Annotated in this window: 12 protein-coding genes; 4 read left to right on the forward strand and 8 right to left on the reverse strand. The window is 65.7% G+C overall.

Annotation, left to right across the window (positions count from 1 at the left end; all coding sequences use genetic code 11):
* Positions 1–39: 39 nt before the first annotated feature.
* The 5 genes from D0C15_RS24475 to D0C15_RS24495 all read right to left on the reverse strand — a co-directional run bounded on the left by D0C15_RS24475 (position 40) and on the right by D0C15_RS24495 (position 6519).
* Positions 40–1449 carry a cytochrome P450 gene (locus D0C15_RS24475; protein WP_116049808.1) on the reverse strand — a complete coding sequence of 470 codons (1410 nt, stop codon included), beginning with the start codon at positions 1447–1449 and terminating at the stop codon, positions 40–42.
* Positions 1446–2444 (reverse strand): enediyne biosynthesis protein, encoded by a 999-nt coding sequence (locus D0C15_RS24480; RefSeq protein WP_116049810.1) that lies wholly within the window; start codon positions 2442–2444, stop codon positions 1446–1448. The genes D0C15_RS24475 and D0C15_RS24480 overlap by 4 nt, the downstream gene beginning before the upstream one ends.
* A 3-nt stretch (positions 2445–2447) precedes the next feature.
* Positions 2448–4409 carry an FG-GAP repeat domain-containing protein gene (locus D0C15_RS24485; protein ID WP_116049813.1) on the reverse strand — a complete coding sequence of 654 codons (1962 nt, stop codon included), beginning with the start codon at positions 4407–4409 and terminating at the stop codon, positions 2448–2450.
* Positions 4406–5386, reverse strand: coding sequence for a DUF1702 family protein (locus D0C15_RS24490; RefSeq protein ID WP_116049815.1), 981 nt, complete (start codon positions 5384–5386; stop codon positions 4406–4408). Before D0C15_RS24490 ends, D0C15_RS24485 begins: the two co-directional genes overlap by 4 nt.
* Positions 5387–5523: 137 nt before the next feature.
* The gene (locus D0C15_RS24495) at positions 5524–6519 is read right to left on the reverse strand and encodes a DUF1702 family protein (protein ID WP_116049817.1); all 996 of its coding nucleotides are present in this window, start codon (positions 6517–6519) and stop codon (positions 5524–5526) included.
* An 18-nt stretch (positions 6520–6537) separates the two neighbouring features.
* Here D0C15_RS24495 and D0C15_RS35525 point away from each other — a divergent pair, with 18 nt between their 5' ends.
* Both D0C15_RS35525 and D0C15_RS24500 read left to right on the forward strand, forming a co-directional pair.
* Positions 6538–6669, forward strand: a complete 132-nt coding sequence (locus tag D0C15_RS35525) for a hypothetical protein (protein ID WP_281270730.1) — start codon at positions 6538–6540, stop codon at positions 6667–6669.
* Positions 6670–6994: 325 nt separating this feature from the next.
* Positions 6995–7600: a response regulator transcription factor gene (locus tag D0C15_RS24500; protein ID WP_116049819.1), complete on the forward strand. Its 606-nt coding sequence runs from the start codon at positions 6995–6997 to the stop codon at positions 7598–7600.
* A 15-nt stretch (positions 7601–7615) separates the two neighbouring features.
* Here D0C15_RS24500 and D0C15_RS24505 read toward each other — a convergent pair whose 3' ends face one another.
* Together D0C15_RS24505 and D0C15_RS24510 are read right to left on the reverse strand one after the other, a co-directional pair.
* Entirely contained in the window at positions 7616–9073 is a 1458-nt protein-coding gene (locus D0C15_RS24505; RefSeq protein ID WP_342768597.1) for a SagB/ThcOx family dehydrogenase, read from the reverse strand.
* A 117-nt stretch (positions 9074–9190) separates the two neighbouring features.
* Positions 9191–11503 carry a TOMM precursor leader peptide-binding protein gene (locus D0C15_RS24510; RefSeq protein WP_116049821.1) on the reverse strand — a complete coding sequence of 771 codons (2313 nt, stop codon included), beginning with the start codon at positions 11501–11503 and terminating at the stop codon, positions 9191–9193.
* A gap of 236 nt (positions 11504–11739) precedes the next feature.
* Here D0C15_RS24510 and D0C15_RS24515 point away from each other — a divergent pair, with 236 nt between their 5' ends.
* Together D0C15_RS24515 and D0C15_RS24520 are read left to right on the forward strand one after the other, a co-directional pair.
* On the forward strand, positions 11740–12606 hold the full coding sequence (locus D0C15_RS24515) for an AfsR/SARP family transcriptional regulator (RefSeq protein WP_116049823.1): 867 nt from the start codon (positions 11740–11742) through the stop codon (positions 12604–12606).
* 292 nt (positions 12607–12898) lie between these two features.
* Positions 12899–13306 carry an STAS domain-containing protein gene (locus D0C15_RS24520; protein WP_116049825.1) on the forward strand — a complete coding sequence of 136 codons (408 nt, stop codon included), beginning with the start codon at positions 12899–12901 and terminating at the stop codon, positions 13304–13306.
* Between the two features lie 24 nt (positions 13307–13330).
* Here D0C15_RS24520 and D0C15_RS24525 read toward each other — a convergent pair whose 3' ends face one another.
* Positions 13331–14302, reverse strand: a complete 972-nt coding sequence (locus D0C15_RS24525; RefSeq protein ID WP_425455420.1) for a fatty acid desaturase family protein — start codon at positions 14300–14302, stop codon at positions 13331–13333.
* Positions 14303–14640: the final 338 nt, after the last annotated feature.

The following is a 14640-nucleotide window of genomic DNA, read 5'->3' on the forward strand; positions in this document are numbered from 1 at the left end:
TGCAGTGGAGCTGCCGAACGGCTGCCACGTCCCATGGCATCAGGCGGCCGCTCTGGGATGCGTCTTCTCGGTTGCACACCGGCTGTCCAGCGGGTGCACGGTCATCGGCAGTCCTCCCCGGACACGCAGGGAGAGCATCGCCTCGGGAAGCACACGGTGCCCCGGCGACTTGGTCAGCCTCAGGTCACGGGCGACCAGGGCCACCGCGAAGACGGCTTCCATCGTGCCGAGACCGCTGCCTATGCAGAACCTCGGACCAGCCCCGAACGGTATGTAGGCGTACCGCGGCCTGCTCTTCGCGCGCTCCGGGCTGAACCTTTCCGGGTCGAACCGCGCCGGTTCGGCCCAGAAACTCCGATGCCGGTGCAGCGTGTACGGAACGACGACCACATCCGCGCCCGCGGGTATGTGAAAGCCGCCGACGTCGTCGTCGTTCTGCGCCACCCTGGGAAGCAGCCACACCGGTGGGTAGAGCCGCATGACCTCCGCCACCACCATCGCCGTGTACTCGAGCCGGTGCAGGTCCTCGGCGACCGGCAGCCGGTCACCAAGCACCTCGATCGCTTCGGCGCGCAGCAGGTCCGCGACCTCCGGATGCTCGTCGATCAGCTGAAAGGCCCAGCCAAGGGTGCTCGCGGTGGTCTCGTGCCCGGCCAGCAGCAGGGTGATCAGTTCGTCGCGTATCCGCTGTCTTCCGAGCGCGGGATCTGCCTGCCCGCCCGCCGAGGAGAGCAGCGCGGACAGGAGGTCGTCACCACCTTCGACCGGATTCGCCTTTCGCAGGGCCAGCAGTTCGTTCGCGATCCTGCGCAGGTCGTCGCGTGACTCCCGGAACCTGAGTTGTTTCGGCAGTGGTAGCCACTTCGGCACCATGCCGAGTGTGACCGCCTCGAACATCGCCTGGTCCTGCACGGCCTCGAACGAATGTCCGAGTGACTCGTGGTCACCCAGTTCCGCGTCGAGCAGGGTCTTGCCGTGCACCCCAAGGGTCAGCGACGTCATCTCGTGCAGGATCTCCACCGGCCCCTGCCCGGCGTGGGTGCGCAGCCGCTTCACCAAGCTGTCCACTTCGGACGCGACGATCCCGGCCTGCCGGGACAGCCGGCTGTTCTGGAACACCGGTTGCACGGTCTTTCGCTGCTGACGCCAGAGTTCTCCGTCGCTGGTGAGCAGCCCGTCGCCGAGCGCACGCCGCGCTTCCTTCAGGCCGATTCCCTTGTGGTAGTTGGCGCTGTTGTCGGCGAGGACGTGTTTGGCGTAGTCCGGGTGATTCACCAGATACAGCGTTTTGGGACCGATCGCGATCCGGACGACGTCGCCGTACTCGGCAGCGGTCGACATGAGCGCGAGACGATCGGTGAAGAGCTTCTTCAGCAGGCCGAACGTCATCCGGCGTGGTGGCCCTGGGGGCACGGTCCGGGTAGCGAGGGCCGAACTCGCGTCCGTCATGCGGCCACGGCTCCCGTGCCCGCTTCAGGCTTCGACGTACTCTCCGGCTCGCGCAGGGTGGTTGTCGTGGCGAGCGCCTGCTGCTCCGCCTCGTACCGCTTCCGCGACTTTTCGACGAAATGGGCAGCCCACAGGAATCCGCCCCGGACGAGGCAGACGGTCGCGGTGGCGAAGAACAGGCCGTAGGCGATGCCCGCGCCGGTGAACAGGCCGTAGACGGTGGCGACGCCCGCCCCGAACGCGAACTGCGATCCGGGCTTCGAAGGCGACGTGCCGGGGTCGGTGATCATGTAGTTGGTGAACAACACGAACGCGACACCGGTCATGGTACCCAGCGCGCCGAGAATCGCCGTGTCCAGCAGCCAGCCTCGGATCACCGACTGCAGCGCGAAGAAACTCAGCCATCCGAAGATCAGCCACATCCGGCCGGTCAGCTTCGCGTTCAGCAGCGTACCCGCGATGACGATGGCCGCCGGGATGATCCAGTCGACGACGCCGCTCACATTCTCGGTGAAGTGGTAGGGCGGTGCGATACTCGCCCACGGAAACACCAGCAGGATGATCGCGATGCCGAAGTTCGAGGGATTCATGTAGTGCCGTAGCCGCCCTCGGACCGGCGCACGCAACACCCATTTGGCACCGACTGCGACGACGATCCCGAACATCATGACCAGTACCTGATCGTTCGGGTAGGTCAGCATGTTGACGGCGAGGCTGGTGATGTGCGCGGGTAGGAGGAACTCGGCGAATCCGCGGAACCCGGTACCGAGGAACCGTGGGACGCGACCTTCGTTGCGGGCCGCGATCAGCTCGAGCCCGATCTCCACCGTGTATCCGGTGGCGAGGGCGATGAACGGCCACAACCAAGCCTGCTCGAAGCCGAGCAGGGTGTAGCCGAATATGTTGAACACTGTGATCGAGATGGCGAACCGCCGCAGCGCGGTGATCACCTTCGGGTCGTGCCGCGGGGGTCCGGCAATGTTCCGCTCGGCCATGACTCATCTCTCTTTCGCATGCGTGCCGAGCGCGAGCGTGTGCCGGCCCGGGGTAAGCCGCAGTTGCTGTTCACGAACATGGCCGGTGCGGTCCCGCCAGCTGACGGTTACCTCGAGCGGTCCGGTGACGTTCTCGCCGAGACCGAGATGCACCTCGGTGCTGCGCTTGCCGGAATGACCGCCACCACCGTCGACATGGCCGACGAGAGTCCGGCCATCGGGGGTCCGCACCGATACCTGCGCACCCACGACCGGTGACCCGGATGCGGGCAACGGGCCCGATGCCACGGGAGTGTCGTGGATCAGTTTCAGTCCGAGGTACGAGCCAGGCGACGGCGCATCGTTGCGGTAGAAGACGGGCTGGTCCCACTGCCGCGCGACGGCGAGGTCGATCCTGCCGTCACCGTCGGCGTCACCGGTGGCTATTCCCCTGGTCGGGACCGGAACGTCCAGCCCGAGTTCCGCGGAAAGGTCGACATACCCGCCGTCGTCCCGCTTGACGAAGAACGCCATACGCTGGCTGCCCGCGATGTCGTCGCCCTGGCGGACGTGCGGCCACCAGGCGGGGTCGGCCACGACCAGGTCATTGGACGTCGCCAGTTCCTGCAACTGCGGCCATCGGTTGACCTCGCCCTTGACGAAACCGTTCGCCTGCGCGATGGCCAGCTGACCGCTGTTGTCGAAATCCTCCATCTTGACGTCCCAGGCCCAGCCGGACCAGGCCGTGCCGTCGTCGGTACTGCGGTCCACCCACGGCGCCTCGCCCTCGCGCAGCTTCGCCCGCAGGTCCGAGGTGTTCTCCGCGGTGGACATGAACTGGAAGTTGCTCTCCTGGATACCGAACGGCGTGGTGATGTTGCTGACGAAAAGGTCGTACATCCCATCGCGGTCAAGGTCACCCCAGTCCACCGCCATACCCTTGAACGAGTCAGCGCCGATCCGCTTGGACTTGGGCACCATCGGCGCTCCGGTCCCGTTCACCGGCTCGAAGCTGATTCGACCAGGTGTGGAACGGTTGTGCAGCAACGCGTCCTTGCCATGGTCCTGCGCCAGATAGAGCTCCGGCAACTGGTCACCGTCGACGTCGTTGCCGCTCGCACCGAGGACCCAACCCTTGGACAGATCGGCGGGCAACACGTCGTCCAGGCGCTGGAAACTGGCCGAGGGCCGGTCCCCTGTCGTCGCTCCCGTCCAGCGGAAGAAGTAGTCCTCGCCGCCGTTGGTGGCATTGGAGAGTGAATCGTTCATCGCGACCCCACCGGAGACCGAAGGGTCCAGTACGGGGCCATGCGGGAAGTAGTTTCCGAGGTAGATATCGACATGACCGTCGCCGTCGAAGTCGTCGATCGCCACCGCATTGCTGTTCCACTGTGGACCGTCATAGACTCGTCCCGTGTTCCCTGGAACCAGCTCCGTCGCGACGTAGGAGTCCGCGGCCAGCCTGGGCGCGGCCGGCTTGGCCAGATGCAGGACCGGTGTGCGGCCCCAGTAGTAGACCAGCAGGTCGATGCGACCGTCCTCGTTGAAGTCTCCCGGCGCACACCCCATCGGGGCCATCACGTCGTTCACCGGCAGGGAGCCGGTGTTCAGCGCGAACGGCGCGTACCGCTGTCCGGCGGCTCCGGGAGTGGGCGTCACCACGACCTGGTCGATGCGCGGGTCGGTGATGCACAGGTCGTTCGAGAGCCCGTCACCGTCGAGGTCATTCATCGCGATTCCGGCCCCGACCGAGGAGATCCAGGCGTCGATGTGCTTGTAGTCCTGGTTGACCTCCCTGATCTCCTGCTGCGGGAAGCCACTCGGCATCGCGATGGACATCGGCTCGAATCGGTAGGAACTCGCCAGCTCGGCTTGTTCCGCTGCCGAGGTCTCGGGCAGCCTGCTGACCATGAACATGCCCGCGACGAGCGCGAGTGCCACGATTCCGGCCAGCTGTTTGCGCAGCCAGCGCACGGTCGCGGTCATAGCTGAACACCTCCTATGGACACGAACTCGGCTGCGATGCGCCTGCGCCACGCCTCGAACGCCGGTACAGCACCGTCTACGGGATGCACGTCGCGGGTTTCTTGAGTGATTCGTGCCGCGTGTTCCGCGTCGACACCGCAGAGGATCTCGGCGGCGACGCGAGTGTGCTCGCCGAGCAGGCCTGCCCGGATTCTCGCCTCCGCTGCGAACGCGGCGCCCTGTGCGAGCATCGGCCGGTGTTCCCCGGCCCGGTCAAGCAGCAACCGCAGTTCCGCGGGATCAGCGCCACCGGCGTAGGTGGCCGCCAGGCCGACACCCGCGTACAGGTCCGGCCGTCGGGATTCCGGGAACGCGGCGATCATCGAGGTGACCAACCGCGGGTCGGTCCCGCCGATGAACCATGACGCCCTGCCGATCCCTTGGTCGATGGCACGGTTCGCGTAGGCGGTGTCACCGCCCCCCGGCCACGGGAACCGGCTGTCCTGGTACTGCTCGTCAACATAGCGACGGGTGCGAAAGTAGGCCTGGTGAAAGCCGTATCCGTCGAGAACGAGCCAGCGCAGCAACGGGTCGTACGCCTCGGCGTCCGGCCACCGGAACCTCGGCAGGCGGGCCATCGCCCAGCCGATCCCCACATAGATCATGTAGTGATGCCGCTCGCCGCGGCCGGTGAGCCCCTTCTCGATCCTGCCCTTGCCACCGAAGGGCAATCCGTCGAGTATCGCCCAGCCCATTCCGGCACCCTCGAACGCGAAACCGCGAAATCGCTCCGGAATGGCGTCCAGAAGATCCATCGCGGCCGCTTCCGAGCGCGCCTCAACCGCGGCGCCATATCCGTCGAGGAATGTGCGGCCGACTTTCTCCAGCATTTCCTGAGCGGCTGGGCTTTTCTTGTGAAAACCGCGCTTGGCGAGCGTGGTCTCCGATACATCCGGTGTCAGAATGCGCCGCCGTAGCGCGCGCCAGCCATTGCCCAACTCACTCTCCCCCTATCGGGTAGAACTGTGCCGACTACTCAGTTCGACAGAGAAAGGCTCACATGCCGGAAGTCTGCCGGTCTACTTCCCGGTTGCGCCCGCGGTTCTCGGCCTTTTCTCGCTGATTGCGCATTTCTTCAGGCCGCCGACGCCACACCGGTCGAACCCAGGTGATCACGGATCCGTTGGCGCCAGATTTCGTATGCGGGATCGGGCCCTGACACGTCCGGCAGCACGGTGGTGTCGTCGGCGAGCCGCCGCGCCTCGGCTACGGTCAGACCGGCAAGCACCTCCACCGCACCGCGCGTGTGCGCGGGCACAAAGGACGCGTGGGTGCGCGCCTTGACCGCGAACACCGCTCCCAGCGCGAGCTCGTCCCGGTGCGAATCCGCCGCGTCCCGCAGCCGGGACATCCCCGCCCGGCCACTGCCGCCCGCGAACGTCGCCGCGAGGCCGACACCGCTCCACAGGTCAGGCCTGCGATGCTCGGGAAACCTGCTGACCGCAGCGGCCACAGCCGCGGCGCTCGCACCGTGGATGAACCACAATGCGCGGCCTATGCCCTGATCCACGGCGCGCGGGAAGTACTCGGGAGCATCCTGCCAGGCGTAGGGTTTCGGCACATACTGCTCGGCTACCCACTTCCGGGTGTCGAAGTACGCCCTGTCGAATCCGTACCCGTCCACGGCGAGCCAGCTCATCGTGGGGTGATAGGTCTCCCCAGGCAGATCCGGCAGCACCTTCTTCCACAGCGGCCTCGGCAGGCGGGCCATCGCGAAACCGATACCGATGTAGGCGAGAAAGATGTGCGGGTTTCCCGGCCCCAGCAACAACTCCGCGGTGCGGTCACGCCGGCCGCCAGGCAGGACGTCGAGAATGGTGAATGCCATGGTCGCACCTTCATAGGCGAATCCGCGGTGCTCGGGCTCGACCATGCCGAGTCTGCGCTCGACCTCCCATAGCGAGGGCGACTCGATCCCCCACTCGAACCCGCAGACGACCGCCTGCGGCACCGATTCAAGGTGGTCCGTGACATCCGAGGAGCTGACCGGGAAGCCACGCGCGGCGAAGCCCACCGAGGACATAGGCGGTGCGAGCACTCGTCGGCGCAGGGCACTGAGCAATGTCGACATAGATCCATCCTTCGGTCGATGCGGGCCACGAGCGCGGCGGAGGCGAACAGGGCCGACGATGACTCAGCGGCCCTCGTCGAACTCGGATTTCGCGCGGCCATTTTCAGCTCGAGAGAACGTCGTCGGCATATCGAGGCACTCGACGAATAGTCGAGAACATCGATATGTTTCGCCAAAGCCAGCGATTCAGCATTCAACGAGAAGGTCGCGGAAGGTGGCCGGGGTTGCGGCGGGCCAAAGGCCTGACGAAGGACGCAGCAAGACGCTACGCCAAATGTCGTATCGAGAAGCAGCTGCCAGCACAGCGGGTTATCAACGTTCGCTACAACTTTCGGTGACATTCTCGGAAGTAATCGCAGCTCACGCCATACTCGACTGCTTCCACAGCGAACCATCGAAAGAATCTTGACACGGAGACATTCACCCACCCGCGCACTCAACGTAGACTGACAGTTAAAGAGATGGGAGGGGTTTTGTGATCCGTGTCTTGCTGGCCGAGGACATGCACATGGTCCGGGGCGCCCTGGTCGCGTTGCTCAACCTCGAAACGGATATCAAAGTCGTCGCGGAGGTCGATGCCGGCGACAAGATACTGTCCACGGCCAGGAAGATTCAGCCGGATGTGGCGATCATCGACATCGACCTACCGGGCAAGGACGGTCTCAGCGCGGCAGTCGAGCTGTACCAGTTCATGCCTCAATGCCACACGCTGATCCTCACCTCGCTGGGCAGGCCCGGAACGGTTCGACGGGCGCTCGACGCCAAGGTCAACGGGTTCCTCCTCAAAGACGCTCCGTCGAACAAGCTGGCGAACGCGGTGCGCTCGGTGTCGATGGGGCACCGGGTGATCGACAGCGAGTTGGCGCTGTCGGCCTGGGAAACCGACGACTGCCCGCTGACACCACGGGAGATCGAGATCCTCCGGCTGGCGTCCCGCGGACGCGACGTGGCGGACATCGCCAGCGAGTTGTTCCTGTCGCCCGGGACCGTGCGCAACTACCTCGCGACCGTGGTCACGAAGCTCAACGCGCGCAACCGGGTCGACGCGATCCGCATCGCCACCGACTCTGAATGGCTGTGAGCTCGCGTCAGCAGCTCATGCCAGGTCGATCACGCACTCCCCGACGCTCACCTCTGCCGGCGACCGAAGCCGCAGTATCTGGTCGACCCGGTCGCGAGGATCGACCGGAACAGGATGCGCGGAGAGCCCCATCGACTTCGCGGCGAGATAGAGCGTCTGCTGCAGGGCACCGAGGTGCAGCAGCGCGGTCGCATAGGCGGCTTCGCCCAACGCCCACGAGATACGTTCCATCCGGACCGTCACGCTTAGCACCGCCGACGGCACACGCCGGCCTGCCCCAGCGATCATCGCCATCTCCAGCATGGTCCGGAGATCCTCCGGCTCGTCGTTGACCAACGTGAGCGCGTGCCCCTGCGGGTCGTAGTGATAGATCCCCTTCGGCACTCCCGGGCAGCGGTACGCGCTCAGATAGAGTTCCAGCTCATACAGTCCGGCGATGCTCAGGTAGGGCCGTTGCGAAGCCTCCCGGTTGGCCACGATCGACAGCGGCGCTGGCCCGATGGACCGGACTCGCGCTCCGCGATACAGGAGTTCGCCGATGCGTTCGGCCGGAATGTCCTGACCGGAGAAGGCGGGGCACCGATGATCCGTCTCGAGAAGACTCGTCAGGGATGGTTCACTCACGCGGACCCGGGCAAGATCCGGCTTGTACAGCCAGTGGGTGCTGCCGGACGGCACCGGCTTTGTCACTGATCGTGCGCCGTCCTCCCCCTGACTGGCGGCCGATTCGGATGTTCCGACAAGCCGGGTGCCGCTACGCCGGTGAAAGAGCAGTTCGTGCGGGGTCCAGTGCGTCAGATCAGGGTCGTGGTCTTCGGCGTACCGCGCCTTGGCGTCGCTCACCAGCACCACACCCGCGGCCGTCAGGTAGGCCACGATGTCGGTGACCAGTTGCGCGGCCAGCCCGGAGTCCGCCGCGACAGCACTGACCGAGGTGGACACCGCCAGCGCGGAGGCGACCCTGATCGCCGTCGTTCCGCTCAACAGCACCCCGAAGCTCGTCAGCGAGGACTCCATCATCAGCCCGCCGTTCGTGGGCCACATGGCGGTGAACCGGGAAAGCCTGACCTGACGTCCGGCCGGAACGGGATGTGTGGTGAAGGGTGGGGCGACCCCGACCGGGATCACCGACAGCAGTGGAGCCTGTCCGTCGTTGAGCCCGAGGGAGTGCACCACGGAGCCGCTGAGCCGGTCCAGCACAGGCTGCAACGCCGCGAGGTCGGTCGCTACCGCACCGTTGCCGGCCTGATCGTGCAGCGGGATCACGTTACTCAGGCTCACCGGCCCCAGTGCCATCCGCCGCAGCGACTCGAGAACGACCGAACTGATCTCGTCGGCTTCGAACTCGAACTCGCCCAACCTGGTCATCACCACCAGCGAGCCGTCCTCGTCGACCTCGACCAGCGTGTCCTCGGTGAGCGAGCACAGCTGTATCGTCGCAGCCACCTGCTCGGGGAGTTCCTTGGCCATCATCCGATGCCTCCTGAGCAGAAGGACACCGGCAGGCCGTTGATTCTGTCGCGTGGCTCGCGGGCCCGCGACATCGAGATCCAGGTCAAACTCGCACTCCTCGCCACCACCCGGCAGCTGTCACAGAAACATGGGAATCGGATTGAGCCGTTGATAGGGCGTCGGCTCGCGGAGCCGTCCGAGCCGCACCGGCACGTCGAAGAGCCTGCCCGGAGCGAACCGCGCCCAGAACGAACGGAGTCCGGGAACGACGACCTTGACCACGGGAAGCTCGATGTCCGGGCGTGTCTGATCGAGCACCAGCGTTTCCATACCGTGGTTCGCGACCGTGCGCACGAGTGCCCGCACGTCGTCCCGCACGTCGTCACGGTGAGTGAATCGGAAACTTGCCGGAGTGCGCGGCGACGCACCATCCGCGGGGAGTAAATAGGGCTGGTTGGCGACCGTGGCGCCGCGAAGCCAGGCGCGCGCGTCCGGATCCTCGAAGGCGCAGTCGTCGTCGAGTACCGCGGGCAACATCTGGTTCAGCTCACACACCGCGCGCCGCAGCGCGGAAAGCGGATCCAGATGCGCGCCGAAGCCGAACATGATGCGCTCCCGCGTTCCCGTGACAGAGCGGGACATCGCGACCATGACGGGAACATCGAGGTCCGTCGTGACGTCGAGGGCCCACAGTTCGCGGCCCACACCCGCGTACTCGCTCACCATCTCCTCGAGCCAGGGGTCGCCGAACGCGGCCAGGTCGATCCCAGGTACCGGAGTGCGGTTGTACCACCACAACGCGACCGCATCGCGTTCGATCAGCTCGAGCAGGCCTTGCAGGATCGCGTCCTCGATACTGCTGCCCGCCGCGTTGCCGTTGGAGTCCGCGCGTACACAGCCGCGCCCGTCCGCATCGGGAGCACCGAAGTAGAGAAGCCCCGTCGGCAACAGCCGCTGCCGTTGCTCGGTCAGTGACCACAGCGGCGTCCAGTCGAGCACCGCGCTCTCGTCGAACGGCTCGCAGACGTACTGGTAGGTCGCGTGTGCCTGGTTCCAGGTCCGGCGCGTCCGATACTGCTCCTCGGCGTACAGCATGCTGGCATTCGGGTGTACGGCGTCGGCACCCAGCGTCCTCAGGGAACCGGACACTGTCAGCTCATCGCCGTGGTAGCCGCCCGAGTAACGCTCGACGGCCTCGCACAGCGCGCCGACCTCGGCGTCAATCCGGGTCACGCCCTTTCCGCCGTTCTCCCCGCGCAGGCTTGCCCGTAGTTCTGCCATCCCACCGAGGTCGCGGACGATGTTCGGCCCCGAGCGGTAGGAGTTGACAAAGCTGGGGCTTCGCGGGTCCGGGGCGATCGACCGCACGACGCCGGTGACCGGGCTGACCAGATGACGGAACCGCTCGAGCACCTGGTCCGGCGTGTGTGTCCGGTACCCTCCCCCGCCGTGGCCGGCCTTCGTGGCAATGGACAGTGTCACCGGTTCCCGCGTCCGAGCGGCCACCGTCGAGGGGTCGCCACACGCCGGGCACTGTGGGCGCCTGCGCAGTTCGTGCACCGTCCCCTGCAGGTCAAGCGAGTCGAAGATCCATACACCGTGCTGTCGCGCGTGCCGGTGACCCGCGAGCCACTTGCTCGTCTCGAGAGCTATCAGGTGCGCGGCCGCGGACGTCAGCGGCGGCACGGCGGGTACCGGCCACCTGGCTGGTCCGGTGTGTCCGAGGGCTGCCTGAACACAGGCCTCCGCTTGCCGGTTGCCCCAGAGGCGATAACTCAGGCAGTTCCAGCACGCTGACTCCCCCGGACGCAGGAAGGGCCCGATCCAGATCTTCGCCCCTGTGGGTTTCGCGAGCAGCCATGGCCTGCCGCAGGCCCGGTGCGCCGCATCGATCTCGCCGAGCCGCGGGTCCAGGTAGTCGTCGCAGAGCACAACGCTCACGTCCGCGCCACCGGTTCCTGAGCGGGTAGCACCGGGAACGACCTCGAGCCCGGCCGCCCGCATCGCCTCCGCCACCTGTGCGCCGTCGACGTGGTCCCCTACTCGCAGCAGTTCGACCTGGTCGTGGTTCCCCCTGGTGGCCGCTTCCGCGTCCAGGCCACACACATCCCAGTAGGCGAGCGCACGGTGATCGCTGCCCGTTTCGTCCCCGTTCTCACGAAACGTGACGAGACCGGCTTCGACCAGTTGGGCCAGTAGGCCGGTGACCTGCTCCTCGTCCATTCCAGCGGGTCGGTCGCGGAGCAGATCGGTGAAGTCGCGGGTGCCGTCGAGTAGCGCGGCAAGCGCGGCGACCTGCTTTCCTCTTATCGCTATCACGCCATCTTCGGAGAAGAGGTAGGCGCCCTCCTGCTCGTCGATCTCCGCCCGCAGGTGCCGTTTGAATTCCAGGCACCTGCTGGAACTTCTCGATCTCGGCGCACTGTGGAAACCTGCCCAGCGCTCGTTCATACAGGCTCCTGTCCGTGCGAGCTGCCACACCAACTCTTCCGAATTCTGCTGCTCACTCCGCTTGACGGCCAGTGATCAGCTCACGAAACCCGCGTGCATATTTCACGTGCCGCCAGGCGAAACGCACCCGGCCTCTGATGGAGAGCTCACTAGCCGCACCGCGACCACTCTGACACTGTCGAAAGCAGACGACCGCGACCAGGCACCTTGTCCGCTCGACAGCACTGGGGAGCATCATGCGAATCACATCGGGAGACGCTTCGACCAACTCTTGGGGTCTTCCCGGCGGTCTCGACGACACCAGTTCCCGCGCAGCGCCGAAACCACCCGAACATGTGGTCAGCTTCAGCATTCTCGGACCTGTCGAAGTTCTGAAGAACGGCATCGACTACGCGCCGACAACACCAAAGATCCTGCAACTGCTCGCCATGTTGATCGCACGTCCCGGAAAAATCGTGCACATCGACTCCATCATCAATGAACTCTGGGAGGACGGGCCACCGCGCAGCGTCCGGACCACCGTGCACACCTACGTGTACCACCTACGTCGCTTCATCGAACAGAACGGGCTCGCCGCCGACGCGGAATCCATGCTCGTGACACGAGCGCCCGGATACGTTCTCCGGATCGACCCGGCACAGGTCGACGTGTTCACCTTCCAGCGCCTGCACCGGCAGGGGCGAGAGCTACTCGATCGAGGCGAGCACGCTCGGGCGGCGAACTGCTTCAGGTCCGCGCTTGACCTGTGGTCGGGCCCACCCGTGGCGAACGTGCAGTGCGGGCCGGTGCTCTCGGCCTACGGTGTCGAACTGCTCGAGCAACGCCGCAATGCGCACTACCTGCGGATCGAGGCCGACATCAACGGCGGCCTGCATCGCGAACTCGTCGGAGAGCTACGTTCGCTGGTCGCGGCGAACCCGTTGGACGAACGGATGCACGGCCAGCTTCTGCGGGTACTCGCGCACAGCGGGCGACGTTCGGACGCCATGGCGTCCTACCGGCAGCTGCGAGAGCGACTCAACGAGGACCTCGGGGTGGAGCCTTGCGACGAACTCCAGGTGCTGCACCGGGCGCTACTCTCCGAGGGTGATCCGAGGTCATGAGGGCTCCGCGGAGGCGATCAATACCGCCACTCGGATCCGCTGCGGTATTCCGATCCGCGCGACGCCCCGTACCCGATTCCATACCGGACCGACATGAGTGACCGCACGTACAGTCTACTTAGGATTACTGAGTTACCCAGTTGAGGGATTGTTCCGTCATCCCAACTGGGACTACCGTCCAAAAAGCGTTCGGTGAGGCCCCGCCGCCAGGGGATACCGGTTCCGCTTCGGGCTGTCGACGAAGTCCGGGCATCGCGGCTACCCCACGGCATCAGCGTGCGACGGAGGACGGATGGTACCCAACACCGAGACGCCTGCCAGGCAGACGTTCCATTGGCACCCGGACAATCGTCGACTGTTGCCCGTCCAGGTTCGCCGCGAAGGCGATGTGATCATGGTCCAGGTACACGGCGAGGTGGACCTGATCACCCACGATCTCCTGCGTGCCGCCGTCGATCAGGTACTCGATTCCGCGCCAGAGGCGCTGGTTCTCGATCTCACCGCCGTCACCTTCTGCGCGTGCTCCGGCCTGTCCGTTCTGCTCGATGTCGCCACGCGTACCCGGGAGTCCGGCATCCCGCTGCTCCTGGCGTGCGACAACCGCGCGGTGCTTCGCCCGTTGCGGCTCGCCGGGCTGGGAAATCAGTTCCGAGTCCGGCCAACGGTGCGCCGGGCGCTCGAAGACATCGCGAACGCCTGACTCGCGGGCCGGGACGGACGTCGCCTACGCAGCCGTCCTGCCGGCGGCGCGAAGGGGCGCGCCGAGTTCATGCAGGTGACGCAGCACATCGGCATACGAGCGGAACAATCCGGATTGCTGGTACGGAATTCCGCGCTCGGCGCAGAACTGACGCACGATGGGCTGCGCATGGCGCAGATTCGGACGCGGCATATTGGGGAAGAGGTGATGTTCGATCTGGTAGTTGAGCCCACCGAGTACGAAGTCGACCACGCGTCCGCCCCGGACGTTACGGGAGGTCAGAACCTGCTTTCGCAGGAAGCCGACGGAGTCTTTCCCGGTCATCGTGGGCATTCCCTTGTGGTTCGGAGCGAAGGAGGAACCCATGTAAACGCCCCAGAGACCTTGGTGCACCAGAATGAACACGACCGCGATACCGGGTGAGAGCACCAGGAACACCGCTGCGAGATACACCACGAAATGTCCCACCAGCAAGGCTGTTTCCAGCTTGGCGGACTTGACCTCCCTGCGTAGCAAGGCGCGCACACCCGACACGTGGAGGTTCCACCCCTCGAGCGTGAGCAGCGGGAAGAACAACAGCGCCTGGTGCTTGGCCATCCAGCGCAGGAATCCGGTCTTCAGCCCGGCCTGGGAACGGGTGAAAGCCAGCGCGGAAATGTCGAGATCGGGATCGTGTTCCTCGTGGTTGGGGTTAGCGTGGTGTCTGTTGTGACCGCTGATCCACCAGTCGTAACTCATTCCCACCAGACCGCCGTGGCTGGTTCCGATCACATTGTTCGGCTTGCGCGTGCGAAAGATCTGCTTATGCCCGGCGTCGTGCCCGATGAAGGCCAGCTGGGCGAAGACGATCGCCAGGAACGCGGCCACGAACAGTTGCCACCACGAGTCGCCGATGTAGGCGAACGCGACCCACGCTCCAGCCAACGCGACGAGGTTTCCGGTGATCTTCCAGGCGTAGTAGCGGTATCGCCTGTCGAGCAGTCCGGCGCTACGGATCACCCGGGAAAGTTCCGCGAATTCACTTCCGGACCGAGTCCTGGTTTCAGACACGGTGATGTCGTCGATGATGGCAGTGCGCCTCTCTGATCGGGCGTGCGCGGAGTTCCCCGCGCTGATGCCTCCGAGGGCCGCCACCGGCTGTGCGGTGCCCGGTTGGTCCTGGCAACTCCCATCCTACGCGTGTCCCGGCGACCGGCCGGTGAACATTCGCCCTCGTCAGGGCGTAAGGTGGGTGATGTCGAGGGCATTTCTCACGCGAGCGTTCAGGCTCGCGGCCCGGTCACGACTTCAAGCCCAGCGCGCCGACCACCGTGTCCTCCCGATAGCCGCGGGCG

The sequence above is a fragment of the Amycolatopsis palatopharyngis genome (assembly GCF_003385185.1).
GTDB classification, from domain to species: Bacteria; Actinomycetota; Actinomycetes; order Mycobacteriales; family Pseudonocardiaceae; genus Amycolatopsis; species Amycolatopsis palatopharyngis.